At 73.7% G+C, this 26,024-nt stretch carries 16 protein-coding genes; 12 read left to right on the top strand and 4 right to left on the bottom strand.

Going from position 1 to position 26,024, the window contains the following annotated elements; genetic code table 11:
- Window positions 1–9 precede the first annotated feature (9 nt).
- Complete coding sequence (locus ACZ67M_RS12845) at window positions 10–231, bottom strand: hypothetical protein (protein WP_361351994.1); 222 nt, start codon at window positions 229–231, stop codon at window positions 10–12.
- Window positions 232–444: 213 nt separating this feature from the next.
- On the opposite strand from ACZ67M_RS12845, the gene ACZ67M_RS12840 reads away from it, so the two are divergent.
- The 7 genes from ACZ67M_RS12840 to moeZ all read left to right on the top strand — a co-directional run bounded on the left by ACZ67M_RS12840 (window position 445) and on the right by moeZ (window position 9,389).
- Window positions 445–1,479 (top strand): alpha/beta fold hydrolase, encoded by a 1,035-nt coding sequence (locus ACZ67M_RS12840; protein WP_361351991.1) that lies wholly within the window; start codon window positions 445–447, stop codon window positions 1,477–1,479.
- Between the two features lie 8 nt (window positions 1,480–1,487).
- Complete coding sequence (locus ACZ67M_RS12835) at window positions 1,488–3,050, top strand: DUF3152 domain-containing protein (RefSeq protein ID WP_469850857.1); 1,563 nt, start codon at window positions 1,488–1,490, stop codon at window positions 3,048–3,050.
- A 211-nt stretch (window positions 3,051–3,261) separates the two neighbouring features.
- Window positions 3,262–4,980: a DUF3492 domain-containing protein gene (locus ACZ67M_RS12830; RefSeq protein WP_361351986.1), complete on the top strand. Its 1,719-nt coding sequence runs from the start codon at window positions 3,262–3,264 to the stop codon at window positions 4,978–4,980.
- Window positions 4,977–6,251 (top strand): hypothetical protein, encoded by a 1,275-nt coding sequence (locus ACZ67M_RS12825; protein ID WP_469850856.1) that lies wholly within the window; start codon window positions 4,977–4,979, stop codon window positions 6,249–6,251. The genes ACZ67M_RS12830 and ACZ67M_RS12825 overlap by 4 nt, the downstream gene beginning before the upstream one ends.
- 100 nt (window positions 6,252–6,351) lie before the next feature.
- Window positions 6,352–7,410, top strand: coding sequence for an NAD-dependent epimerase/dehydratase family protein (locus tag ACZ67M_RS12820; protein WP_122616105.1), 1,059 nt, complete (start codon window positions 6,352–6,354; stop codon window positions 7,408–7,410).
- Window positions 7,398–8,147 carry a spherulation-specific family 4 protein gene (locus ACZ67M_RS12815; protein ID WP_469850854.1) on the top strand — a complete coding sequence of 250 codons (750 nt, stop codon included), beginning with the start codon at window positions 7,398–7,400 and terminating at the stop codon, window positions 8,145–8,147. The genes ACZ67M_RS12820 and ACZ67M_RS12815 overlap by 13 nt, the downstream gene beginning before the upstream one ends.
- 63 nt (window positions 8,148–8,210) lie before the next feature.
- Window positions 8,211–9,389, top strand: a complete 1,179-nt coding sequence (gene moeZ, locus ACZ67M_RS12810; protein WP_161331531.1) for an adenylyltransferase/sulfurtransferase MoeZ — start codon at window positions 8,211–8,213, stop codon at window positions 9,387–9,389.
- Window positions 9,390–9,490: 101 nt separating this feature from the next.
- Here moeZ and ACZ67M_RS12805 read toward each other — a convergent pair whose 3' ends face one another.
- From ACZ67M_RS12805 to ACZ67M_RS12795, 3 genes are all read right to left on the bottom strand, one after another.
- Window positions 9,491–11,032: an alpha/beta hydrolase gene (locus ACZ67M_RS12805; RefSeq protein ID WP_469850852.1), complete on the bottom strand. Its 1,542-nt coding sequence runs from the start codon at window positions 11,030–11,032 to the stop codon at window positions 9,491–9,493.
- Window positions 11,033–11,172: 140 nt separating this feature from the next.
- Complete coding sequence (locus ACZ67M_RS12800; RefSeq protein ID WP_392010516.1) at window positions 11,173–12,723, bottom strand: alpha/beta hydrolase; 1,551 nt, start codon at window positions 12,721–12,723, stop codon at window positions 11,173–11,175.
- 101 nt (window positions 12,724–12,824) lie between these two features.
- Entirely contained in the window at window positions 12,825–15,629 is a 2,805-nt protein-coding gene (locus ACZ67M_RS12795) for a lysylphosphatidylglycerol synthase transmembrane domain-containing protein (protein WP_469850850.1), read from the bottom strand.
- Between the two features lie 185 nt (window positions 15,630–15,814).
- Here ACZ67M_RS12795 and ACZ67M_RS12790 point away from each other — a divergent pair, with 185 nt between their 5' ends.
- The 5 genes from ACZ67M_RS12790 to nudC all read left to right on the top strand — a co-directional run bounded on the left by ACZ67M_RS12790 (window position 15,815) and on the right by nudC (window position 25,934).
- Window positions 15,815–16,201, top strand: a complete 387-nt coding sequence (locus tag ACZ67M_RS12790) for an MGMT family protein (RefSeq protein ID WP_275942212.1) — start codon at window positions 15,815–15,817, stop codon at window positions 16,199–16,201.
- A 275-nt stretch (window positions 16,202–16,476) separates the two neighbouring features.
- Window positions 16,477–19,863, top strand: coding sequence for an ATP-dependent helicase (locus ACZ67M_RS12785; RefSeq protein ID WP_469850848.1), 3,387 nt, complete (start codon window positions 16,477–16,479; stop codon window positions 19,861–19,863).
- Between the two features lie 137 nt (window positions 19,864–20,000).
- Window positions 20,001–23,492, top strand: a complete 3,492-nt coding sequence (locus ACZ67M_RS12780; RefSeq protein WP_469850846.1) for a UvrD-helicase domain-containing protein — start codon at window positions 20,001–20,003, stop codon at window positions 23,490–23,492.
- A 10-nt stretch (window positions 23,493–23,502) separates the two neighbouring features.
- Window positions 23,503–24,915 carry a dipeptidase gene (locus tag ACZ67M_RS12775; protein ID WP_361351962.1) on the top strand — a complete coding sequence of 471 codons (1,413 nt, stop codon included), beginning with the start codon at window positions 23,503–23,505 and terminating at the stop codon, window positions 24,913–24,915.
- A gap of 74 nt (window positions 24,916–24,989) precedes the next feature.
- Window positions 24,990–25,934 (top strand): NAD(+) diphosphatase, encoded by a 945-nt coding sequence (nudC, locus tag ACZ67M_RS12770; protein WP_361351959.1) that lies wholly within the window; start codon window positions 24,990–24,992, stop codon window positions 25,932–25,934.
- The last annotated feature ends 90 nt before the right edge of the window (window positions 25,935–26,024 follow it).

Here is a 26,024-nt window from a genome sequence, read left to right as displayed (position 1 = left end):
CGTCGACACTCAGCGGTAGTCGTCCTCGTCGCTGGAGACGACACGGGCCTGTTCGGCCAGGTCGGCCTCGTTGGCGCGGTCGGTGTCGGCGCCGGTGAGCGGTTCGTCGTGCTCCGGCGCGAGGTCCGCCTGCTGCTCGGCCGCGTCGGCGTCGGGTGCCTCGACATCGATTTCCCCGGGGCTCGGTGTCTCGGTGTCGAAGGTCTCGGGATCGGTCGGGTCGACGGTCATGATGGGCTCCCTTCGTACGAACGTCCCCGCGGATGCGGGGGACCACATGCGGGTGCCCACTCCACGAGCCTAGGAGACACCCGATCCGGACGCCATGCGTCGCGCACGTCCGGTCCCGGCCGCCCGTCCCGCCCGCCGGTCCGGTCCCGGCTCGCCCTCGCCTGTGACTGCCGACACACGGGTCGCGGCGTGATCGTCTCGTAACATTGCCGCATGCCTTCGACCGAGCCGTACTCCGAGCCGCCCACCGCGCCGCCCGCGAACGTGCTGCCGAAGGTCGGATCCGTCAAGGTCGCCGACGGCGAGCGGCTCCGGTCGGTCCACCTGCCCGGCATGACCCTGACGGTGCGCTCCAGGCGACCGCTCCGCGACGGCCTGCCGCCCGCCCTGTACGTCCACGGCCTCGGCGGCTCCTCCCAGAACTGGTCGGCGCTGATGCCGCTGCTGGACGGCGTCGTCGAGAGCGAGGCGATCGACCTGCCCGGCTTCGGCGACTCCCCGCCGCCGGACGACGGCGACTACTCGATCACCGGCCACGCCCGCGCGGTCGTCCGGCACCTCGACGCGTCCGGGCGCGGCCCGGTGCACCTCTTCGGCAACTCCCTCGGCGGCGCCGTCGTCACGCGGGTCGCCGCGGCCCGGCCCGACCTGGTGCGCACCCTGACCCTGATCTCGCCCGCGCTGCCCGAGATCCGCGTGCAGCGCAGTGCCGTGCCCACGGGGCTGCTGGCCCTGCCGGGGGTGGTGACGCTCTTCTCGCGCCTCACCCGGGAGTGGACCGCGGAGCAGCGGGTCCGCGGGGTGACGGCGCTCTGCTACGGGGATCCGGGGCAGGTGTCGCCGGAGGGCTTCCGCAACGCCGTCGAGGAGATGGAGCGGCGGCTGCGGCTGCCGTACTTCTGGGACGCGATGGCGCGCTCCGCCCGCGGGATCGTGAACGCGTACACGGTGGGTGGCCAGTACGGTCTGTGGCGACAGGCCGAACGGGTTCTCGCACCGACCCTGCTGGTCTACGGTGGACGCGACCAACTCGTCGGCTACCGCATGGCCCGGCGGGCCGTCCGCGCCTTCCGTGACTCCCGGCTGCTGACCCTGCCGGACGCGGGTCACGTGGCGATGATGGAATACCCGGAGACCGTGGCCACGGCCTTCCGCGAGCTACTCGCGGACACCGAGCGGCCGGCGGTCGGCGAGCGGACCGACGGGATCGTCGATGACGAACCCGCCAACCAGAGCACAGGAGGCTGAGGCGCGACGTGGGACGCCACAGCCGCCGTGGACCCGCCCCGAAGGCCGACGCCGCGGACACCGCCAAGGCGCGGGGTGGGCCCCTCGGTCCCCAGAGCGGGCCCCAGGGGCGCCCGGGTCCGGGGCGGGGTATCGATCCGCGGTTCCCGGACGGTACGCCCGCGCACGGCTACCCGACGCTTCCGGGCGGCGGCGGACCGGCGCGCGGTATCCCGGGTGCGCAGGGCGCCCCGGGGGGCACGCCCGCGTACGGGGGCCCGCGGTTCGCCGAGGGCACTCCGGCGCATGGGGTGCCCAGGTTCTCCGACGGCACGCCCGCCCACGGGATGCCGAGGTTCCCCGACGGCACGCCCGCGCACGGCGTCCCGAGGTTCTCCGACGGCACCCCGGCGCAGGGTGTGCCGCGCGTCCGGGGCGGTCACCCCGAGCAGCGTGAAGCGGGCGGCGGCTGGGGCGAGGTGAACGGCCGGGCGCCGGCTCCCGACCGGTTCACCGAGCAGGGTCCGTCCCTCCCGCGGCAGCGGCAGGCGCCTCGGGGCGGGCCGCGCCAGGACTACCTGGACGCCTTCACCGAGGACGACGACGTCTTCGCCGCCCGTCCTGCGCGCCGTACGCCCGCCCCCGCGCCGTCCGCCGACCCGTACGCCTCCGTCACCGACTGGAGCGCGGACGGCGGCGGCCGCTTCGGCGCGGACGCGGGACCGGGCGTGGACGGCGGCGGCGACGACGCCCCGCCCACCGGCGAGCCCGCGCCCGCCAAGGGCGGCAGGGGCAGGACCTTCACCGGCATCGCGGCGGCCGCCGTCACCACCGTGCTCGCGGTGGTCGTGGCCGGCCAGGTCGCCGACGGGGCGGACGGAGACGGCGGCACGCGGTCGCAGTCGGCCGCAGGCCAGGCCCGCGACGCCCGCGACCCCGCGTCCCGCGACGACGAACGGCCGACACCCGCCGCGCCCGAGGCCGCCGCACCCCTGACGTACGAGCAGAAGCTCGGCAAGAGGTACCCGCTCAGCCCGGGGCTCAAGGCGTCGGGGAAGTTCGACGCGGTCCCCGGCATCGCCAAGGCGCCCGGCAAGGGGCAGAAATACACCTACCGTGTGGACGTCGAACAGGGGCTCGGCCTCGACGGCGCCCTCTTCGCGGAGGCCGTGCAGAAGACCCTCAACGACGAGCGGAGCTGGGCCCACGAAGGCGCCCGCACCTTCGAGCGCATCCACTCGGGACAACCCGACTTCGTGATCACGCTGGCCAGCCCCGGCACCACCGCCGACTGGTGCGCCAAGTCCGGCCTGGACACGACCGAGGACAACGTCTCCTGCGACTCCGCCGCCACCGAACGCGTGATGATCAACGCCTACCGGTGGGCGCAGGGAGCGGAGCCCTACGGTGACGCGATGCTCGCCTACCGCCAGATGCTGATCAACCACGAGGTCGGCCACCGCCTCGGTTTCAACCACGTCACCTGCGACAAGGACGGCGAACTCGCCCCGGTCATGCAGCAGCAGACCAAGTTCGTCGACCACGACGGGATCGACTGCCGCCCCAACGCCTGGGCCTTCCCGAAGGGCTGACCGGGCTTGGCCGAAGTGTCACGCGCGGTGACCCCTTGATCTCTTAGCGCGACGGAACGCGCCCCGCACGGGAAAGTTACGACCGTTCACCCCTTCTGGTGGCGCGACGGACAACCGTCCATCGCGCCACCGCCTTGTCCGCATACGTTCGTCCCGCTGCGAGCCGCCGGGCCAACGGCGGCTCCCCAGACGGGAGATCGGGGGTGCGCGCGTGCGCATCGGACTGCTTACGGAGGGTGGCTATCCGTATGTGAGCGGTGAGGCCGGACTCTGGTGCGACCGGCTCGTGCGCGGGCTGGATCGGCACGAGTTCGACGTCTACGCGCTCAGCCGCAGCGAGCACCAGGAGGCCGAGGGGTGGGTGCCGCTGCCGCCGCAGGTCAGCCGGGTGCGCACCGCCTCGCTGTGGGAGGCCGAGGACGACGGGATCGTGCTCGGACGGCGGGCGCGCCGGCGCTTCGCCGACTGCTACGGCGAGTTCGCCACGGCCCTGTGCACGGCCGCACCCGGAGATCCGTCCGCGGTCTCCGAGGAGGCGTCGGCCCTGGAGGCGGACCGTTTCGCCAGCGCGCTGTACGGCCTCGCCGAACTCGCCCGCGACGGGGGCGGACTGCCCGCCGCGCTCCGGTCGGACATCGCCGTGCGCGCCCTGGAACGCGCCTGTCGCGCGCCCGGCGCCCACCGCTCCGCACGCGAGGCGCGCGTCCCCGATCTGCTCGCCGTCGCCGCGCGCCTCGAACGCGCCCTGCGCCCCCTGTCGCTCGACTGGTACGAGGACGACGGCCTCGGCGCCGTGGACCTGTGCCACGCGGCCTCCGGCGGCCCGGCCGCCCTGCCCGGTCTGCTCGCCCGCCATTTCCACGACGTGCCGCTGCTGGTGACCGAGTACGGGGTCCGGCTGCGTTCGCACTACCTCACCGAACCCGACGCCCCGCCGTCCACACGGACCCTGCTCGCCGCGTTCCACGGGCGGCTGGCCGCCGAGACCTACCGGCGCGCGGCCGTGATCACGCCCGGCAACACGCACGCCCGCCGCTGGCAGGAACGCTGCGGTGCCGACCGCGCCAAGCTCCGCACGGTCCACCCGGGCATGGACGCCGCGCCCTTCGCCGAGGTGGGGGAGTCGCCGGAGTGCGCCGATCCGCAGACCCTCGTCTGGGTCGGCCGCGTGGAGCCGGCGAAGGACCTGGTCTCGCTGCTGCACGCCTTCGCGGAGATCCGCAGGGCCGAGCCCGGGGCGCGCCTGCGGATCGTCGGCACGCCGTCCGGTCCCGAGGGCGCGGCCTATCTCGCCCACTGCAAGGGCCTGGCCGCACAGCTCTTTCCCGACGAGGCCGACGGTCCGCACGCCGTCGGCCGCAACCCGGTCTCCTTCGAGGAGACCGGCGGACCGGAACTGCCGTCCCGCGCCGACGCGTACGCCTCCGCCGCCCTGGTGGTGCTCTCCAGCGTCGTCGAGGGGTTCCCGGCCGGGCTGGTCGAGGCCATGTTCTGCGGTCGCGCGACCGTGTCCACGGACGTCGGCGCGGTGGTGGAGGCCATCGGTGGCACCGGACTCGTCGTGCCCCCGCGCAATCCGCGGGCGCTCGCCGAGGCGTGCGTCGCCCTGCTGCGCGACCCCGAGCGCCGCGAGCGCCTCGGAGCCGCCGCGCGCGCCCGCGCACTGGAGCTGTTCACCGTCGAGCAGAACGTCGCGGCATTTCACGGCATTTACCTGGAGATCCTCTCGCGCACACCGGTACGGCGCGTCCTCCTCGACGACATGGGCGCACCCCTGCCGTTCGGCGTACCGGCCGAGGCCCACGTCCCGGGCCGGTGGGCCGACCCCGCGGCCCGGATCGCCGTCCGCGGCGGCCCCGGCTGGGCGACGGACACACCCGTCGCGGCCACCACCCCCGTCTCCACCGCGCCCGAGGGAGCGTCCCGATGAGCGGCCTCGGCGAACTGGACCGGCCCGAGACGCCCAGCAGTCCGGGGGCCTGGGACGAACGCTCACGCCGCTCCCTGACGGACGTCGGCGGCGACGAGGGCGGGACGGACGAGAGCGGGAGCCGTGCCGCGGGCGCCTCGGAGTCCTCGCGAGACCGGCAGTCGCCCACCCGCGCCCGCCGGTCCAACGCGGACCCCGTGAAGGCCCTGATGCACCGCCACCGCGACCTGTGCGAACGCGCCGTGGACCCCCTGGAGATCGCGGCCGGCCTGGAGGCGCACGGCGTCACCGACCGGACCGCCGCGCGCTTCCGGCACCGGGACGTCTTCTCCCTCGCGGAGGAGATGTACGCCCGCGTCCCGCGCGACGACGACCCCGCGCCGCGCCCCACCGACCCGCCGCCCCCGCGTGTCCGCGCCGCCTGGCTCGTGCTCGCCCTGCTGCCCGGCGTCCTGTGCGCCGCCGCCGTAGCCGGGCTGCGCCTCACCGACGGCCGGCCACGCCTGATCGCGGCCGCCGTCGGCGCGCTCGCCGTGACGCTGGCGCTGCGCGCGGCACTGCGCCGAGGGCCGCTGAGCGCCGCCACCCGCACCACCGGTACCTGGACCTGCTGGCTGGTCGGCTACGCCCTCCTCGGCGACGGACTCCTGCGCACCGCGCTCGCCGGCGGCCCCGACGCCCTGCCGGACGGCACGGCCGACGGGGAGTGGCCCCTCACCGTCGCCCCCGTCGTGGCACTCGCGCTGTCCTGCGCGCCCGCCGCGGTCTGCGCCCACCTCTTCGCCGCGCGCGCCCGGCGCAAACTGACGTCCAGCCGCGGTCTCGCCGACTTCTCCGCCTCCGTACGCCCCCTCCTGCTCGGCACGTTCGCCCTGTACGCGGGCGTTCTCACGGCCCTGCTCACGCTGACCGGCGCGGTCCTGGACGAGCCCGCGGCCCACCCCCAGGCCCTCACCCTGGGCGCCCTGCTGCTGCTCGCCCGGCTGCTCACCGTGCACGGGCACGCCCACTCCGCCACGCTCGTCCTCACCGCCACGGCCGCCGCCGAGGGAGCCGCCCTGGCCACGCTCTTCGCCGGCCGTCTCCCCGGCTGTGACTTCCTGGCCGTCCCCGTGGAGGCCCTCGTGGCCGTCTGCGGCCCGGCCGGTGTACCGACGGCGGCCTGCGGCCTCGGCGCGCTGACCCTCCTGGTGCACGCGTCCCGTCGCCTGACCAGGGCGTCCGCCCACGCCCACGCCCATGCCGGCGCAGCGACGGAGCGGCCGGGATGAGCGCGCCCCGGGCAGCCCTGCACACGTCCGCAAACACCCCCTGAAGGAGCCCCCAGATGACCACCTCCCGACCCGACGCCTCGGCACCGGGAGCCGCCCGATGAGAGTCCTGCTGATCGGAGCCAACGGCTACATCGGACGCTTCGTCGCCGACCGCCTTCTCGCCGACCCGGCCGTCCAGCTCACCGCTCTCGGCCGCGGCGACGACGCCGACGTCCGCTTCGACCTCGCCACCGGCAGCCCCGGCGCCCTCACCCGCTTCCTGGACGCGGTCCACCCCGGCGTCGTCGTCAACTGCGCGGGCGCCACCCGCGGCGGCGCCCGCGAACTCACCCGGCACAACACCGTCGCCGTCGCCACCGTCTGCGAGGCCCTGCGCCGCAGCGGGTGCGGCGCCCGGCTGGTGCAGGTCGGATGCAGCGCGGAGTACGGGCCCAGCCAGCCCGGCTCCTCCACCGCCGAGGACGCCGTGCCCCGCCCCGGCGGCCCCTACGGCGTGAGCAAACTCGCCGCGACCGAGCTGGTCCTCGGCTCCGGCCTGGACGCCGTCGTCCTCCGCGTCTTCTCACCCGCGGGCCCCGGCACCCCCGCCGGCTCCCCGCTGGGCCGCCTCGCCGAGGCCATGCGCCGCGCGATGCAGTCCGGCGACGGTGAGCTGCGGCTCGGCGGCCTCGGAGCCCAGCGCGACTTCATCGACGTCCGCGACGTCGCCCGCGCCGTGCACGCCGCCTCGCTCTCCGCCGCCCAGGGCGTCATCAACATCGGCTCCGGCCGCGCCGTCCGCCTGCGCGACGCCGCCGCCACCCTCGCCCGGGTGGCCGGCTACGGCGGCGCCCTGCACGAACTCGACGGTCCCCCCGGCGCGCTGCGGCCCACCATCGGCCATCCCCGCACCGAATCCGTCGGGCACCGCGTCGACGCCCTGGGCCACCACCGCGCCGACGGCCTCGGCCACCACCGTCCGGAACCCCTCGGGCACCGCGGTGACCGAGCCGACACCGAGCACGCCGCGCCGGTCGCCTACCCCTACCCGGACGGCTGCGGCAGCTGGCAGCAGGCCGATGTGCGCACCGCGCGCGACCGGCTCGGCTGGCGGCCCCGGATCGGCCTCGAAGAGTCTCTCGCGGACATCTGGATGGAGGCGGCATGTCGTATCTGACCAGGACGCGGACGGGCACCGCGAGCACCGGCATACGCACCGGCCTCGGCGTCCCCGGGCTGGCCCACCCCCTCGTCGCCCCCGATGAGTGGGCCGGCCTCACCTGCCCCGGCACACCCCTGCACTGGGTCGTCCTCAACATCGCCGACGGCCCCGGCGCCCACCCCGACCCCCGCTGCCTGGAGGCCGCCGGGCGCCTGCGCAACGCGGGCGTCCGCGTCCTCGGCCACGTCGACGCCGCGTACGGGGCACGAAGCCTCGGCGATCAGATCTCCGAGGCCCACCGGTATCTCGACTGGTACCAGGTCGACGGCTTCCTCCTCGACCGCTGCCCCTCCGAACGGGCCGCCCTCCCCGAGATCCGCCGCACCGTCGGCACCCTCCGCGTGATCCGTGACGGCGCTCACATCGTCCTCGGTCACGGCACCCACCCCTACCCGGGCTACGCCGAGAACGCCGACCAACTCGTCACCTTCTCCGGCACCTGGGCCGACTACCGCTGGTCGCAGGCGGCCGAGTGGAGCGCCGACTATCCGCCCGAGCGCTTCTGCCACTTCGTCCACGGCGTCCCGCGCGGGCACTTGGAGGAGGCGCTGCGCATCGCCCGCTGGCAGGGCGCCGCGACGATCTACTTCACCGACCGCACGGACCTGGGCGGCCGGGTGGACCCCTGGGAGACGATGCCCGGCTACTGGGACGAAATCGTCTCGCGGGTCGGGACGGGTGTCTCGGAATGAAAAAGGCCATGGCAGTGTTACTGGCAGAGCAACCGTAATCACTGACCGACCAACGGAGTCCCCGTGTCGCTGCCACCCCTGGTCGAGCCGGCCGCCGAGCTCACCGTAGACGAGGTCCGCAGGTACTCCCGCCACCTGATCATCCCCGACGTGGGGATGGACGGGCAGAAGCGGCTGAAGAACGCCAAGGTGCTCGCCGTGGGCGCGGGCGGCCTCGGTTCGCCGACCCTGATGTACCTCGCGGCAGCCGGTGTCGGCACCCTCGGCATCGTCGAGTTCGACGAGGTCGACGAGTCCAACCTGCAGCGGCAGGTCATCCACAGCCAGGCCGACATCGGCCGCTCGAAGGCCGAGTCCGCCCGCGACACCATCAAGGGCATCAACCCGTACGTGGACGTGATCCTTCACGAGGAGCGGCTCGAGGCCGACAACGTGATGGACATCTTCCGCGAGTACGACCTGATCGTCGACGGTACGGACAACTTCGCGACCCGCTACCTCGTCAACGACGCCTGTGTGCTGCTGAACAAGCCCTACGTCTGGGGCTCGATCTACCGCTTCGACGGCCAGGCGTCCGTCTTCTGGTCCGAGCACGGTCCGTGCTACCGCTGCCTCTACCCGGAGCCCCCGCCCCCCGGCATGGTCCCCTCCTGCGCCGAGGGCGGCGTCCTGGGCGTGCTGTGCGCGTCCATCGGCTCCATCCAGACCAACGAGGCCATCAAGCTCCTCGCGGGCATCGGCGAGCCGCTGGTCGGCCGTCTGATGATCTACGACGCCCTGGAGATGCAGTACCGCCAGGTCAAGGTCCGCAAGGACCCCGACTGCGCGGTCTGCGGCGAGAACCCGACCGTCACCGAACTCATCGACTACGAGGCCTTCTGCGGCGTCGTGTCCGAGGAGGCGCAGGCGGCGGCCGCCGACTCCACGATCACTCCCAAGCAGCTCAAGGAGTGGATGGACGACGGCGAGAACATCGAGCTGATCGACGTCCGCGAGCCGAACGAGTTCGAGATCGTCTCCATCCCGGGCGCCAGGCTGATCCCGAAGAACGAGTTCCTCATGGGCTCCGCCCTGGAGAGCCTGCCGCAGGACAAGAAGATCGTCTTGAACTGCAAGACGGGTGTCCGCAGTGCGGAAGTCCTGGCGGTCCTGAAGTCCGCCGGCTTCTCGGACGCCGTGCACGTCGGCGGCGGCGTGATCGGCTGGGTCAACCAGATCGAGCCGGCGAAGCCGGTCTACTGACCGAAGCCGGTCCACCGACCGTTGCCGGTCCACCGACCGATGCTCGGCCCGCGGACGGCGGGGGTTTCGCGCACCACGGGTGCCCGAAGCCCCCGCCGCCGTCATGAGCAGACCTTGCCGTCCTCGGGCACCGTCCCCTTCAGCAGGTAGGCGTCCACCGCGGAGTCGACACAGTCGCTCCCGCTCCCGTACGCCCCGTGCCCCTCGCCCTTCCAGGTGAGCATCACGCCGACGTCCTTGCCCAGCTCGTCCGCCATCCTGCGGGCACCCTCGTAGGGCGTGGCCGGGTCGCCGGTGTTGCCGACCACCAGGATCGGGGCCGCGCCGGCCGCGCTCACCTCCGGGGTGTCGTGCTGTCCGGGAACGGGCCAGTCGTGACACCAGCCGGCCGTGTCCCAGCCCAGGAACGCTCCGAAGACCGGCGAGACCTTCTCGAACCTCGGCAGCAGCGCCTTCGTCTCCTCCATGGTCGGCCGCTGCTTGTCGTCCAGGCACGATATGACCCGTTGGGAGTGGGTCGTCGTGCCGTAGCGCCCCGAGTCGTCCCGTTCGTTGTAGCCGTCGGCGAGGGCGAGCAACTCGGAGCCGTCGCCCTCCTCGGCCGCCGCCAGCGCGCTGGTCAGCGACGGCCAACCGGTCTTGCTGTAGAGCGGCAGCACGATGCCGGTGAACGCCAGCGTCTGCGTCAGCTTCCGTCCCGGCGACGACGTCGGCAGGGGCTCCGCGTCCAGCCGCTCCAGCAGGGCGGTGATCTTCCGCGATCCCTGCCGGGGTTCCTGCCCGGTCGACTTCAGGTAGTCGTCGAGCGCCCGCTGGAAGCCCCTGGCCTGGTTCTCGGCGTGGCCCATCGTGTCGGCGCCCGGGTCCACGACGGCGTCGAGGATCATGCCGCCCACCCGCTTCGGGAACAGGTGGGCGTACACCCCGCCCAGCTCGGTGCCGTACGAGATGCCGAAGTAGTGCATCCTCTCGTCGCCCAGGACATGGCGCATCAGGTCCATGTCGCGGGCCGTGTCCGTGGTCGAGACGTGCGCCATCAGCTTGCCGGCGGCCTTCTGGCAGCCCTTGCCGAAGTCGGCCGCGTCCTTCAGATACGCCTGTTCCTCGGTCGCGGTGTCCGGCGTGGAGTCCACCGTCTCGGCCGCATCGATCGCCTCGTCGCCGCGGCAGCGGACACCCTCGCTGGCGGCCACCCCGCGTGGGTCCCAGCTCACCAGGTCGTACCGCTCGTGCAGTGAGGAGACGCTCTCGCCGTAGGACGGCATCATGGAGACGCCGGAGCCGCCCGGGCCGCCGAAGTTGAACAGCAGGGAGCCGACGCGCTGTTCGCCCTTGGCCTTGGCCCGGATCAGCGCGAGGTCGATGGTCTCGCCGTCCGGGTCGGACCAGTCCAGCGGCGCCTTGAGGCTGGCGCACCGCCAGTCGCCGCCCGGTGCGGGGGAGTCGGCGGTGCCTTCGCAGCGGCCCCAGTCCAGCGACTGGGATGCCAGCGCCTCGGGCACCCCGGACGGTGCCGCCATCGAGGGCCCCGCGCTGCTCCTGCCCCCCTCGCCCCCGTCCTCGTCGGACGAGCCGCCGGTGCAGCCCGCCGTCAGCAGTGCGGCGGCGGCCGTCAGAGCCGTCCACCGTACGAGACGCGCCATGTCCTCTCCCCCCACGCAAGCCGTCCGCGCCGTGCGGCGGATGGCGGTCATGCCATGGTAGGCGGATCACGCAGCGCCCGCCGAAGCCTGTGGATAACGCTTTGACCTGGTGTTTTACTCGGATTGAGGCGAGGTCGTGGTCAGGGGCAGACGGTGCCGGCCGCGGGTACCTTCCCGTCCAGCAGGTAGCCGTCCACCGCGTTCCGCACGCACTTGTCCTTGCTGTCGTAGGCACCGTGGCCCTGGCCCTTGTAGGTCAGTTCCACACCGACGCCCTTGCCCAGCGCCTCGGCCATCCTCCCGGCTCCCTCGTACGGCGTCGCCGGGTCACCGGTGTTGCCGATCACCAGGATCGGCGGCGCACCCGGAGCGCTGACGTCCGGATGGTCGGCGGCGCCGGCCACCGCCCAGTCGGTGCAGCTGAGCATGGACCAGGCGAGGAAGTCGCCGAACAGCGGTGACGCCTTCCGGAATTCGGGCAGCTTGCCCTCCACGTACGCGGAGTCGTACCGGGGCTTGTCGTCGGCGCAGTTGATCGCGACGTTGGCGGCGGTGATGTTGCTGTACTGGCCGTTCTCGTTGCGCCCGTTCAACGAGTCCGACAGCACCATGAGGACCCGGCCGTCACCGTCGTAGGCCTGCTCCAGGCCCTCGGTGAGGTACTCCCAGAAGTCCTTCGAGTACAGCGCCTGTGCGATGCCGCCGGTCGCCGCGGTCTCGGTCAGTTCGCGGGGGAAGATGCCGGGGATCGGTTTGCGGTCCAGGTCCTTCAGCAGACGGGCGATACGGGACTTGACGTCGTCGGCGGTGTCCCCGATCGGGCAGTCCTCGACCTTGGACACGCAGTCCTCGGCGAAGTTGTCGAGCGCGAGCTGGAAGCCCTCGGCCTGTCCGAGCGAGCCCTGCTCCGGGGTCTGCGTGGGGTCGACGACCGCGTCGAAGACGGCCCGGCCCACCCGTTTCGGGAACAGGTGGGCGTAGACGCCGCCGAGTTCGGTGCCGTAGGAGATGCCGAAGTAGTACAGCTTGTCGTCGCCGAGGACCTGGCGCATCAGGTCCATGTCGCGGGCCGCGTCGGTGGTGGGGACGTGCGGGATGACCTTCTTCGAGTTCTTCTCGCAGGCCGCGTTGAACTTCTCCGTGTTGTCCACCAGCTCGGTGCGCTCGGCCGCGTCGTCGGGGGTGGCGTCCTGCTGGAAGTAGGTGTCGAGCTGCTTGTCGTCCAGGCACTCCACCGGGGCGCTGCGGCCGACGCCGCGCGGGTCGAAGCTGACCAGGTCGTAGCGCGTGCGCAGCTTCGCGTAGTCCTGCCCGAAGGCGGGCAGTGTGGTCACGCCCGATCCGCCGGGGCCGCCGAAGTTGAAGACCAGCGAGCCGATCCGCCGGTCGGCCGCACCGCTCGACTCGGCCCGGATCAGCGCGAGGTCGATCGTGTCGCCCTCGGGGTCGTCGTAGTCGAGGGGCGCCTTCATGGTGGCGCACTGCCACTCGTCGCCGTCCGGCAGCGGGGAGGGGGCGGCGCCACCGCCCTCGGCCTCGGACGGCGCCGGGCACTCCTTCCAGCTGAGCTTCTGCTGCGAGAGGTTCTCGTCGTCCTCTTGCGAACCGCCGCCGCACCCTGCCATCAGGGCGGACAGCGTGACGGCGGTGGCGGTCAGGGCGGCGGCGCGCAGCCGGGAGGGATTCGGCATGCGTCCATCGTGCGGTCGCGCCGGGCGGTGCGCTCGGGGCAGGGGCCGTACGAGGGACGGGCGGGTTGCCGCGCGGTTCGGGGAGCGGTTCGCCGCCTGGGTCAGAGCGCCTCTTTCCGCGTCAGGTGGTTGAACATCAGCCAGCCCGGCAGGACCGGCAGCCACAGGGTCAGCAGCCGGTAGAGCAGCACCGCGGGGGCGGCGACCTCCTTCGGGAGGCCGACGGCGATCAGGCCGACCGTCAGCGTCGCCTCGACCGCGCCCACGCCGCCGGGCGTCGGCGCGGCGGACCCCAGGGCGTTGCCCGCGAGGAAGACGACCGCGACGCTCGCCAGGCTGATCGACGTCGAGTCGTCGCCGAAGGCCCGGATCGAGGCGTCCAGGCACATCACGAAGCAGGCGGTGAGCAGCAGCATGCCGCCGATGCCGGTGATCAGCTTCTGCGGCCTTTGCAGCACGTCCAGCATGCGCGGTACGACCCCGGCGAAGAGCGACCGCACGCGCGTGACGACGAATTTGCGCAGGAAGGGCACCGAGGTCACCACGAGCACGAGCACCGCCACGGTCAGCAGACCCGCGATGACCGTCCGGGACGGGGACAGCGACGGCGTCTTCTCCGTGCCGGTCAGATAGCCGAAGGCCATCAGCATCAGGATGTGGCAGCCGAGCCCGAACAACTGGGAGGCCCCGACACTCGCCACCGCGAGCCCCGGGCGCACGCCCGCGCGCTGGAGGAAGCGGGTGTTCAGTGCCACGCCGCCGACCGCCGCCGGGGCGACGATCTTCACGAAGGAGCCGGCGACCTGCGCGGCCACGGTCCGCAGGAACGGCACCCGCTCGGGCACGAAGCCCAGCAGGGCCATCGCCGCCGCGATGTAACTCGCCGCCGAGAACAGCACGGCCGCGGCCACCCAGCCCCACTGGGCGTTCGAGATCAGCGGGCCGAACTCGATGTGGGTGAGCTGGGTCAGCAGGAAGTAGGCGCCGATCGCCCCGGCGATGAAGCTGATCAGCGTGCGCGGACGCACCCGTTCCAGCCGGGCGGGCTCGACCGGGGCCTGCGGCCTGATGCGCAGCACGGCGTGCCGGATCAGGGTGAGCAGGTCCTCCTCGCGAGCCTCCTCCAGCGCCTCTTCCACGGCCCGCTTCTCGGCCCGCTGTTCCGCACGCGCGGCCTTCTTGTCTGACTTGTCCGTCTTCTCGGCCTTGCCGGCGTCTTCGGTCTTGGTGAGCTGGACGCTCTTCTCGGGCGTGTCGCCCGCGTCCTCCCCGGCGGCCGCCTCGGCACGGGCCAGCTTGGCCTGCCGCGACGACTCCAGGACCGCCTCGCGCTCACGCTCGGCGCGTTCCCGCGCGAGTCTGCGCAGCGTCGCGCGTGTGGAGCGGCTGAGCGCGATGGGCTGGAGCATCGGCAGGCAGTCCGCCACGGCGTCGGGGCCGAGCACGTCCACCGCCGAGGCGACCGCGCGTTCGGCGCCCACCCGCAGGCCGAGCGTCACCAGGAGCTGCGAGATGTCCATGCGCAGCAGCAGGTCTCCGGCGGCGATCTCGCCGATGCGCAGGTCGGTGAGGATCACCGCGCCGGAACGATCCACCAGGATCGCGTCGCCCACCAGCCTGCGGTGTGCGATGCGCCGCGACTGCAACGCCTGGACCTGTTCCCACGTGCCTTGCAGCAGCTCGTCGGTGATCTCCTCGTCCGGCAGGGAGTCGAGGGTGCGTCCGCCGGTGTGCTCGTAGACGAGCATGACCGCGTCGGGGCCCAGCTCGGACGTCGCGATCAGCTTGGGGGCGTTGGCGCCGGCGCCGATCGCCGCGTAGGCGAGCAGCGCCTCCTGCTCCAGGGCCTGCCGCAGGGAGGGGAGGCTGCTGCGGGTGGCGAAGCCGCGCAGCGTCAGGTTGCGCCATGCGCGGTAGAAGAAGCCCTGCGCCTGCTGCTCCCGGTCCACCACCGTCACGTCGAGCGGATGCCCGTCCTCCAGCGTGACGAAGTAGCGGCGGCCGCGGTCGCCGGTCTCCACGCTGTCCGCCGGTGCCTCCTCGCGGGCGGCGGTCACCGGGCGGAAGCCGACGTGCCGCAGGCCCGCCATCAGCGTCCGGCCGGTGGGCCGGACATTGGGGGAGCCGACCGCGTACAGCGTGCCGTAGGCCACGGTCCAGCCGATGAGGACGGTCAGGATGATCGAGAACGGCGTGGTGTACCCGGTGACGAGCATCGAGAACGCGTCGAGGAGCAGCACGATCCACAGCACCGCCCGCCAGCGGGGTCTGCGGGACATGCCGACCGCGGTCATGTACGCGATGACCGGGGCCAGATAACCGTGCACGGGGTCGGTCAGCGCGTGGATGTCGCCCGGGGACGGCTGGGTGAGCGCCTCCTGGATGGACCCCGGAGCGGCCTTGGCGACCCACAGGTCCGTGGCCAGGGTCACCCCGTGCGCGAGGACCGCCGCCAGTACGCCGTCGGCGATCCGCAGCCCGTCCCGTTTGATCAGCCGTTCGATCGCGAAGGCGACCGGCACCAGGAGGATCGCGATGCTGGACGCCAGCCCCGCGATCTTGATGAGCAGGTCGGGGGCCTGGCCGGTCCCCTTGTTGATGTCCTGTTCGAGGCCGGAGGTGGTGCCGTGCGCGAAGGCGGCCACGGCGAGGAGTACGGCGACGGCGAGTACGCCCACCAGCAGCCGCATGAGGTCGGAGGGGCGGTGCACGCGCGCGGGGAGGAGCGGTTCGTCGCCCTCCACTTCGTCGATGTGCGCCACGTCGTCGGGGTCGGCGGCCGTGGCCGACCTGCCCGCCGCCGCACGCCGGGCGGACTTCCCGCCGCTGCCGTCCGCGGTGTCCGGGCGCGACGAAGCGTCAGAGGTGCCCTCGGCGTCCTCGGGGTGCACACCCTGCTGCTTCATCGCCTCTTCTTGCTCTCGTATCACTGGTCACCGCCCGCACGATGGTGGCATGCCGCGTCGGCCTCGGCAGGCATCAGGGTGCCCGTGCGGGCGGCACAGTCTGCCCGAAGCGCCGCGTCCGGGCGAGGGAATCGCACCCTCGGGAGCGCGTCGCGTTGTCGCAGGGGTGCGGCAGGATGGGGCGGATGAGCGAGCAGAGCCTTCCGGACGGCGCCCGCGCGGAGCACGCGGACGCGCTGCCCGAGTACGCCGAGCGTGTCCTCGACGTGACCGAACTGATCCCGCCGGGCCGCGTCATGACGTACGGGGACGTCGCCGAGTACCTGGAGGAGGGGGGACCCCGTCAAGTCGGCCGCGTGATGTCCCTCTACGGGGGAGGCGTCCCCTGGTGGCGTGTCGTCCGCGCGGACGGGGCGCTGCTCGCCGGGCACGAGCTGGAGGCCCTCGACCGCTACCGGGACGAGGGCACGCCCCTGAAGGAGGCGAGCAGGGCCGCGGAGGGCCATCTGCCGCGCCTCGACCTGAAGCGGGCGCGGTGGGACGGCGGCGGACGTGCGCAGGGTCACACCTGACAGCTTCCGCCATGAGAGCGGTCGGCGTGTGACCTGTGATCCGGATGAGGGAAACGGGGCACACCGGGCATGTCTGTGGCATGACGTACGTTCGTGGGGCGGGGGACACGCGCGTCGCGAGTGACCCGGGGGAAGAGAGGGAAGAAGAGGAAGCTCTGCTTCCACCTCGTCCGTCGGCGTAGCGTCGGCCGCACGCGTCCCCCTCATCCCGCGGTCACCGCCGTGCGCGCGACGCGGACGGCCCACCAGCACACCCACCAGGACCGGCGAACCACGTGAGCTCCTCTTCCTCCACCGGACACCCGTCGCACCCCCAGGTGCGACGGGGGAGCCGCGGCGCTTACCGGCTGGTGCGTACCCCTCCGGCGCGAACCGACCCCCCTCGTCTGGACGCCGCACAGCGTGCCGTGGTTGACCACGCCGCCGGGCCGCTGCTCGTCCTCGCGGGTCCGGGCACCGGCAAGACCACCACGCTCGTCGAGTCCGTGGCGGACCGGATCGCCAAGGGCGGCGACCCCGAGCGCATCCTGGTGCTGACCTTCAGCCGCAAGGCCGCCGTCGAACTGCGCGACCGCATGGCCTTGCGCATGGGCGCCGCCCGCGCCCCGCGGGCGACCACCTTTCACTCCTTCGGTTACGCCCTGGTCCGCGCCCACCAGGACAGCGACCTGTTCGTGGAGCCCCTGCGCCTGCTGTCCGGCCCGGAGCAGGACGTCACGGTGCGCGAGCTGCTCGCCGGGCAGGTCGACCTGGAGCGGCTCGGACTGGCCCACGTGCGCTGGCCCGACGAGCTGCGCGCCTGCCTGACCACCCGCGGCTTCGCCGACGAGGTCCGCGCGGTGCTCGCCCGCAGCCGGGAACTCGGTCTCGGCCCGGAGGCGCTCGGAGACTTCGCGCGGCGCATCGGCCGCCCCGACTGGCGGGCCGCCGCCGTCTTCCTCGCCGAGTACCTCGACGTGCTCGACCTCCACGGCGTGCTCGACTACGCGGAACTCGTCCACCGCGCGGTGCTCCTCGCCCGCCGCCCCGAGGTCGCCGCACACCTCGCGGGTCAGTACGACGCGGTCTACGTCGACGAGTACCAGGACACCGACCCGGCCCAGGTGCGGCTGCTTCACGCCCTGGCCGGCGGCGGGCGCACCCTCGTCGCCTTCGGCGACCCCGACCAGTCGATCTACGCCTTCCGGGGCGCGGACGTGAACGGCATCCTGGACTTCCCGGGCGCCTTCCCGCGCGCGGACGGCCGCCCGGCGCCGGTCGAGGTGCTGCGGACCTCGCGGCGCTCCGGTGCGGCCCTGCTGGCCGGTACCCGTCTGCTGACCCAGCGGATGCCGTTGACCCGCCTGCCCGCCGCCAAGGTCCGAGCCCACCGGGAGCTGGCCCCGGTGCGGGACGGGGGGCGCGTCGAGGTGTACACGTACCCGACATCCGGCACCGAACTGGACAACGTCGCCGACATCCTGCGCCGGGCCCACCTGGAGGACGGCGTCCCCTGGGGCGACATGGCCGTCCTGGTGCGCGCCGGCTCACGCACCATCCCCACGATGCGCCGGGCCCTCACCGCGGCCGGGGTCCCGCTGGACATCGACGGCGACGACCTTCCCCTGCGCCACGAGCCCGCGGTGGCACCCTTGCTGACGGCGCTGCGGGCGGCGGCGGTGGCGGAGGCGGGCATGGGTGCGGCGCAGCCCCGGCACGCGGTCGGTGCCGAAGCCGGTGCCGTGGCGGACGGCGCCCATGAGACGGAGACAGGACCGGGCGCCGAGGCTGCGGCCCCCTGCTGGCTGCCCACCGAGACCGCCCTCACCCTTCTCACCTCCCCCCTCGCCGCCATGGACGCGGCCGACCTGCGCCGCCTGGGCCGCGCCCTGCGCGACGAGGAGCGGGCCGCCGGCAACGCGCTGCCCGCGCCTTCGGACGAACTGCTCGCGCGTGCGCTGGCCGAGCCCGAGCGGCTGGCGGTCCACGACCCCGCCTACGCGCGCGGGGCGCAGCGTCTCGGCGCGTTGCTCCGCCAGGCCCGCGCGCGCCTGGCGGACGGCGGCAGCGCCGAGGAGGCTCTGTGGGACCTGTGGGACGGCACCCCGTGGCCGACCCGTCTGGAACGCTCCGCCCGGCGCGGCGGCGCCGCCGGACGCAATGCCGACCGCGATCTCGACGCCGTGTGCGCGCTGTTCGCGACGGCCGCACGCGCGGAGGAGCGCACCGGTGGCCGGGGCGCCCTGAACTTCCTGGAGGAGATCGACGCCGAGGACATCGCCGCCGACACCCTCACGCGGCGTGCCGTACGCCCCGACGCCGTCCGCCTGATGACCGCGCACCGCTCGAAGGGGCTGGAGTGGCGGCTGGTCGTCGTCGCGGGCGTCCAGGAGGGGCTCTGGCCGGACCTGCGGCGCCGCGGCTCCCTGCTGGAGGCCGACCGGATCGGCCGCGACGGTCTCGCCGAACCGCTGACACCCGGAGCGCTGCTCGCGGAGGAACGGCGCCTGTTCTACGTGGCCGCCACGCGCGCGCGTGAACGCCTCGTCGTGACGGCGGTGAAGGCACCGGCCGACGACGGCGACCAGCCTTCCCGGTTCCTGTCCGAACTCGGCGTCGAACCCACCGACGTCACGGGCCGCCCGCGCCGCCCCCTCGCCGTCGCGGCGCTGGTCGCCGAGCTGAGGGCCACCACCGTCGACCCCCGCGTCTCCGACCCCCTCAGGGAGGCCGCCGCCCGCCGCCTGGCCCGGCTGGCCGCCCTCGCCGACGAGGACGGCCGCCCGCTGGTGCCGTCCGCCCACCCGTACCGCTGGTGGGGCATGTGGGACCCGACCGAGAGCAAGGTGCCGTTGCGCGACCGGGACCACCCCGTCACGCTCTCCGGCAGCGCCCTGGACCAGTTGGCCAACACGTGCGCCCTGCAGTGGTTCCTGGGCCGCGAGGTCAAGGCGGACGCGCCCGCCACGGCCGCCCAGGGCTTCGGCAACGTCGTGCACGTCCTGGCCGACGAGGTGGCCTCCGGGCGCACCCCGGCCGACCTCGCCGTCCTCATGGAACGCCTCGACTCCGTGTGGAACGCGCTCGCCTTCGACGCGCCGTGGAAGTCCGCGCAGGAGAAGGCCAACGCGCGCGTGGCGCTCGAACGCTTCCTGAAGTGGCACGTCATGGACCGCGCCGGACGTACGCCGGTGGCCAGCGAGCACGACTTCGACGTGACCCTGGAGGCGGGCGAGTACGAGGTGCGCATCCGCGGCCAGATGGACCGTGTCGAGAGGGACGGCGACGGCCGCGCCTACGTCGTCGACTTCAAGACCGGCAAGCAGGCGCCCACCGCGGCCGAGGTGGCCCACCACCCGCAGCTCGCCGTCTACCAGCTCGCGGTCCGCGAGGGCGCCGTCGACGAGGCATTCGACGGCGTACGCCCCGAACCGGGCGGAGCCGAACTCGTCCAGCTCCGTCAGGGCGCGGCCGGGCGGGACGGCGGCGAGACCCTGCCCAAGGTGCAGGCGCAGGAGTCGCCGGAGGGAGCGGCGGGCGAGTGGGTCGGCGACCTGCTGGCCACGGCCGCCGGCAAGGTCCTCGACGAACGCTTCACCCCGACCGCCGGCCAGCACTGCACGCACTGCGCCTTCCGCGCGTCGTGCAGCGCGCGGCCCGAGGGACGGCACGTCGTGGAGTAGACGGGGCGGGCGCGGGCGCCGCTGAGCCCCGCCGCGACCGGTGTGACGAGCCGCACCACAGGTGCTGACCAGCGCTTCCGCCGGCTCCTCGGGCCGTCCGGCACCGGCTGTCGGTGGCCGCCGCTAGCCTCTCTGACGTGCCTGCCCATCTCACCGATCCCGATCAGCTCAAGGAGCTCCTCGGGATCCCCTTCACCCCGGAGCAGACGGCCTGCATCGTCGCGCCGCCCGCCCCGCAGGTGATCGTGGCCGGAGCCGGGTCGGGGAAGACCACGGTCATGGCGGCGCGCGTGGTGTGGCTGGTCGGCACCGGCCAGGTCGCCCCGGAGCAGGTCCTCGGCCTCACCTTCACCAACAAGGCGGCCGGTGAACTCGCCGAGCGGGTCCGCAAGGCCCTGATCCGCGCGGGCGTCACCGACCCGGACGTGATCGACCCGGACCACCCGCCGGGCGAGCCCGTGATCTCGACGTACCACGCCTTCGGGGGCCGCCTCCTGACCGACCACGGCCTGCGGCTCGGACTGGAGCCGACCTCCCGGCTCCTGGCCGACGCCACCCGCTACCAGCTCGCCGCGCGGGTGCTGCGTGAGGCCCCCGGCCCCTACCCGGCCCTCACCCGTTCCTTCCCCGACCTGGTCGGCGACCTCCTCGACCTCGACTCCGAACTCGCCGAGCACCTCGTACGCCCCGAGGAACTGCTCACCTGGGACACCGGACTCCTGGACTCCCTCGAAGGGGTCCGGCTCAGCAACGCCGAGCTGCGCAACGTCCCCGAGGCCGCGGCCGCGCGGCGCGAACTGGCCGGCCTGGTGATCCGCTACCGCGCCGCCAAACGCGAACGGGACCTGTTGGACTTCGGCGACCAGATCGCCCTCTCCGCGCGGCTCGCCGGGCTCCCGGAGGTGGGCCGCGTCCTGCGCGACGAGTTCCGGGTCGTACTGCTCGACGAGTACCAGGACACCTCGGTGGCCCAGCGCGTCCTCCTGGCGGGCCTGTTCGGCGGCGGCACCGGCCACCCGGTCACCGCCGTCGGCGACCCCTGCCAGGCGATCTACGGCTGGCGCGGCGCCTCCGTGGCCAACCTCGACGACTTCCCCGCCCACTTCGAGGACGCCGACGGCCGCCCCGCCGCCCGGCACGCGCTCAGCGAGAACCGCCGCAGCGGCGGCAGACTCCTCGACCTGGCCAACGGCCTCGCCGAGCCCCTGCGCGCCATGCACGCGGGCGTGGAGGCCCTGCGCCCCGCACCCGGCGCCGAACGGGACGGCATCGTCCGCTGCGCCCTGCTGCGCACCCACGCCGAGGAGATCGACTGGATCGCCGACTCCGTCGCCCACCTCGTGCGCACCGGGCAGGCGCCCGGGGAGATCGCCGTCCTGTGCCGTACCGCGACCGACTTCGCCGAGATCCAGGGCGCGCTGGTGGCCCGGGACGTCCCCGTCGAGGTCGTGGGCCTCTCCGGACTGCTGCACCTGCCCGAGGTGGCCGACCTGGTCGCCGTCTGCGAAGTACTCCAGGACCCGGGAGCCAACGCCTCCCTGGTACGGCTGCTCACCGGCCCCCGCTGGCGCGTCGGCCCGCGAGACCTCGCCCTCCTCGGCCGCCGCGCACGGCGTCTGGTGAGCCACGCGCGCGTCGACGGCGACGACGACCCCGACCGGAGGCTCGCCGAGGCCGTCGAAGGAGTCGACCCCTCCGAGGTGATATCGCTCGCCGACGCGCTCGACACCTTCCTGGAGACGCCGCTGGACGGCACCGGGGACGACGACGGGCTGCCCTTCTCACCGGACGCGCGCGTGCGGTTCGCCCGGCTCGCCACCGAGCTGCGGGAACTGCGCCGGGCCCTGTCCGACCCCCTCATGGACGTGCTGCACCGCGTCCTCGCCGTCACCGGCCTGGAGGTCGAGCTGTCGGCGTCCCCGCACGCCCTGGCCGCCCGCCGCCGAGAGACCCTGTCGAACTTCCTGGACGTCGCCGCCTCCTTCGCCGCGGGCGACGGCGAGGCCACCCTGCTCGCCTTCCTCGGTTTCCTGCGCACCGCCGCCCAGTACGAGAAGGGCCTCGACAACGCCCTGCCCGGCGGCGAGAACACCGTCAAGGTGCTCACCGCCCACCGGTCCAAGGGCCTGGAGTGGGACGTGGTCGCCGTACCCGGCCTGGTCACGGGCACCTTCCCCAGCGGCCGGGGCCGCGAGAAGTGGACCGCACAGGGCAAGGTGCTCCCGCACGGGCTGCGCGGCGACTCCGACACCCTGCCCGACGTCGAGTCCTGGGACTCCCGCGGCCTGAAGGCCTTCCACGAGGCCATGAAGGAGCATCAGCACACCGAGGAACTCCGCCTCGGCTACGTCACCTTCACCCGCCCCCGCTCCCTGCTGCTCGGCTCCGGCCACTGGTGGGGACCCAGCCAGAAGAAGCCCCGGGGGCCGTCCGGCTTCCTCACGGCCCTGTACGAGCACTGCGCGGCCGGGCACGGCGAGATCGAGGCCTGGGCGGACGAACCCGCCGAGGACGAGGAGAACCCGGCCCTGCACCGGGCCAACGCCGACCAGGTCTGGCCGCTGCCCCTGGACGACGAGGCCCTCGCCCGGCGCCGGGCCGCCGCCGAGACCGTCCTCGCCCACCTGGACCGCCTCGCCACCCAGGAGGACACCGCCCCGCACGACCCGGACACCTACGCCGACCCCGACTGGCCGCCGCCCCCCGAGGACGAAGAGCCACCCCTGGAGGAAGCGGATCCCGCCGGGGCCGAGGACCCGGCCGACGACTGGGACTCCTGGACCACGGACCGCCCCACCGTCCCGCACCAGGCGACCGCTCCGGGCCAGCCCGTCGGGGCCGACCTGCCCCGACCCGCATCCGGCGGGCACGGCCCCGCGCAGGACGCCCCAGCCCGCCTCACCCCCGAGGAGTCCCGCACCGTCGCCTCCTGGGACCGCGACCTCGACGCCCTCACCGGCGAACTGCTGCGCGCCCGCGAGAGCGTCACTGAGGTACCGCTCCCGGCGTCGCTGACCGCCTCCCAGCTGCTGGACCTTGCTGCCGACCCGGACGGCTTCGCACAGGAGCTGGCCCGCCCCATGCCCCGCCCGCCACGGCCCGCCGCCCGCCGCGGCACCCGTTTCCACGCCTGGGTCGAGGCACGCTTCGAACCGCTGACGCTCCCCCTGCTGGAACCCGGGGAACTGCCCGGCGACGACGCCGAGATCGCCGACGAGCAGGACCTGGAGTTCCTCAAGGAGGCCTTCGAGCGGACCGAGTACGCCCGCCGCACCCCCCACCGCGTCGAGGCGCCGTTCCAGCTCACGCTCGCCGGCCGGGTCGTGCGCGGCCGTATCGACGCCGTCTACAAGGAGGGCGACGGCACCACGGCGACGTACGAGATCGTCGACTGGAAGACGAGCCGATCCCGCACCGCGGACCCGCTCCAGCTCGCGCTCTACCGCCTCGCCTGGGCCGAGCAGCAGCGCGTACCGCTGGAGTCGGTGACGGCCGCCTTCCTCTACGTACGCACCGGGGAGGTCGTCCGGCCCGACCGGCTGCCGGACCGCGCCGCGCTGGAGAACCTGCTGCTGGCCGAACCGGTCGGTGACGAACCGCACGATCGGGGTGTCCGTGCGGGCCGATAGGCTCGTGAGTATGAGCCACCCCGTTGACAATGCTGTCAGCGCTGTCCGTACGTACATCGAGCAGCACCGTGCCGCCTTCCTCGACGACCTCGTCGACTGGCTGCGCATCCCGTCGGTGTCCGCGCAGCCCGACCACGCGACCGATGTGCGCCGCAGCGCCGACTGGCTCGCCGCCAAGCTGAAGGAGACCGGCTTCGGGACCGCCGAGGTCTGGCCCACCCCCGGCGCTCCCGCCGTCTTCGCCGAGTGGCTCTCCGAAGACCCCCAGGCACCGACGATCCTCGTCTACGGCCACCACGACGTGCAGCCCGCCGCCCGCGAGGACGGCTGGAGCAGCGACCCCTTCGAACCGGTCGTCCGCGAGAACCGCCTCCACGCGCGCGGGGCGGCGGACGACAAGGGGCAGGTGTTCTTCCACACACTCGGTGTCCGTGCCCACCTGGCCGCCACCGGCCGCACCACCCCCGCGGTCAACCTCAAGCTGCTCGTCGAGGGCGAGGAGGAGTCCGGCTCCCCGCACTTCCGCGCCCTGGTGGAGGAGCACGCCGACCGGCTCGCCGCCGACGCGGTGATCGTCTCCGACACCGGTATGTGGTCCGAGGACACCCCCACGGTGTGCACCGGCATGCGTGGCCTCGCGGAATGCGAGATCCGGCTGCACGGCCCCGACCAGGACATCCACTCGGGCTCCTTCGGCGGCGCGGTCCCCAACCCCGCCACCGCGATCGCCCGCCTGGTGGCGGCCCTGCACGACGAGCACGCGCGCGTGACGATCCCCGGCTTCTACGACGGCGTGATCGAACTCACCGACGAGGAACGCGGCCTCTTCGCCGAGCTGCCCTTCGACGAGCGGCGGTGGCTGGAGACGGCCAGGTCGTACGCCGCCCACGGCGAGGCCGGCCACACCACGCTGGAGCGGGTCTGGGCCCGCCCCACCGCCGAGGTCAACGGCATCGGCGGCGGCTACCAGGGCCCGGGCAGCAAGACGATCATCCCGTCGTCCGCCATGGTGAAGCTCTCCTTCCGGCTGGTCGCGGGCCAGGAACCGGAGCACGTCGAGAAGGCCGTCCGCGCGTGGGTCGCCGAACAGGTCCCCGCCGGGATCCGCTGCGAGATCGACTTCGCCCCGGCCACCCGCCCGTGCCTGACGCCGCTCGACCACCCGGCGCTGCGGTCGGTGGCCCGCGCGATGGGCCTGGCCTTCGGGAAACCGGTCCGCTACACGCGGGAGGGCGGCTCCGGACCCGCCGCCGACCTCCAGGAGGTGCTCGGCACCCCGGTGCTGTTCCTCGGCATCTCCGTCCCGTCCGACGGCTGGCACGCACCCGACGAGAAGGTGGAGCTGGACCTGCTGCTGAAGGGCGTGGAGACCGCCGCCCACCTGTGGAGCGACCTGGGGGAGCACTGGCGCCACGCACCCTGAGCGCCCCGCCGCACTACGACCCGCCGAACCCGCCTGCCGAACCGAACCGCTCACCGGGGGAGTTGGAAGCACCCGTGACCACCTGGACCGACCGCACCGCCGACCGTCCCATCTCGCTCACCGCGCCGAGCGGCATCGACCGCGCCGCCCACCACCGCCTCGACGAGGCCTGGCTCGCGGCGGCGTGGAGCCACCCCTCGACGCGCTGCTTCGTGGTCTCCGGCGGCCAGGCACTCATCGACGAGACGCCCGACGGGCGCACCGAGCTCGTCATGACCCCCTCCTTCGAGGCCCCGCTCACCGAGGCGCACCGCTACTTCCTGGGCACCGACGAGGACGGGGTCAGCTACTTCGCCCTCCAGAAGGACTCGCTGCCCGGCCGCATGGACCAGTCGGCGCGCCCGGCGGGCCTGCGGGAGGCGGGCCTGCTCCTGGCCCCCCGTGACGCGGGCCTGATGGTCCACGCGGTCGCCCTGGAGAACTGGCAGCGCCTGCACCGGTTCTGCTCCCGGTGCGGCGAGCGCACGGTCATCGCCGCGGCCGGCCACATCCGCCGCTGCCCCGCCTGCGGCGCCGAGCACTACCCGCGCACCGACCCCGCCGTGATCATGGCCGTCACGGACGACGACGACCGCATACTGCTCGGCCGCCAGGTCCACTGGCCCGAGGGCCGTTTCTCCACGCTCGCCGGCTTCGTGGAGCCCGGCGAGTCCATCGAGCAGTCGGTGCGCCGCGAGGTCCAGGAGGAGGTCGGGGTCACCGTCGGCCCCGTCGAGTACGTCGCCAGCCAGCCCTGGCCCTTCCCGTCCAGCCTGATGCTCGGCTTCATGGCCCACGCCACGTCGACCGAGATCGAGGTCGACGGCGACGAGATCCACGAGGCGCGCTGGTTCTCCCGCGACGAACTGGGCGCAGCCTTCGAGTCGGGCGAGGTGCTCCCGCCCTACGGGATCTCGATCGCGGCCCGCCTCATCGAGCTCTGGTACGGCAGGCCACTGCCGACGCGCGCGGCGTTCTGAGGGCGGTCGGCGGGGACGTGATGCCGCGCACCCTCGGGGGCGCCGGCCTGGCGCATGAAGCGCCGCAGCCCCCGACCGGCACGAGGCCGG

It is taken from the genome of Streptomyces sp. NPDC107500, assembly GCF_055582785.1.
The sequence above is the reverse complement of the archived record's forward strand: the minus strand, read 5'-3'. Positions and strand labels throughout refer to the sequence as shown.

Coding starts and splice junctions, on each gene's coding strand:
- ACZ67M_RS12845 (WP_361351994.1), bottom strand. CDS start 231: ATGACCGTCGACCCGACCGATCCCGAGACCTTCGACACCGAGACACCG.
- ACZ67M_RS12840 (WP_361351991.1), top strand. CDS start 445: ATGCCTTCGACCGAGCCGTACTCCGAGCCGCCCACCGCGCCGCCCGCG.
- ACZ67M_RS12825 (WP_469850856.1), top strand. CDS start 4,977: ATGAGCGGCCTCGGCGAACTGGACCGGCCCGAGACGCCCAGCAGTCCG.
- ACZ67M_RS12820 (WP_122616105.1), top strand. CDS start 6,352: ATGAGAGTCCTGCTGATCGGAGCCAACGGCTACATCGGACGCTTCGTC.
- ACZ67M_RS12815 (WP_469850854.1), top strand. CDS start 7,398: ATGTCGTATCTGACCAGGACGCGGACGGGCACCGCGAGCACCGGCATA.
- ACZ67M_RS12805 (WP_469850852.1), bottom strand. CDS start 11,032: ATGGCGCGTCTCGTACGGTGGACGGCTCTGACGGCCGCCGCCGCACTG.
- ACZ67M_RS12800 (WP_392010516.1), bottom strand. CDS start 12,723: ATGCCGAATCCCTCCCGGCTGCGCGCCGCCGCCCTGACCGCCACCGCC.
- ACZ67M_RS12795 (WP_469850850.1), bottom strand. CDS start 15,629: ATGAAGCAGCAGGGTGTGCACCCCGAGGACGCCGAGGGCACCTCTGAC.
- ACZ67M_RS12790 (WP_275942212.1), top strand. CDS start 15,815: ATGAGCGAGCAGAGCCTTCCGGACGGCGCCCGCGCGGAGCACGCGGAC.
- ACZ67M_RS12775 (WP_361351962.1), top strand. CDS start 23,503: ATGAGCCACCCCGTTGACAATGCTGTCAGCGCTGTCCGTACGTACATC.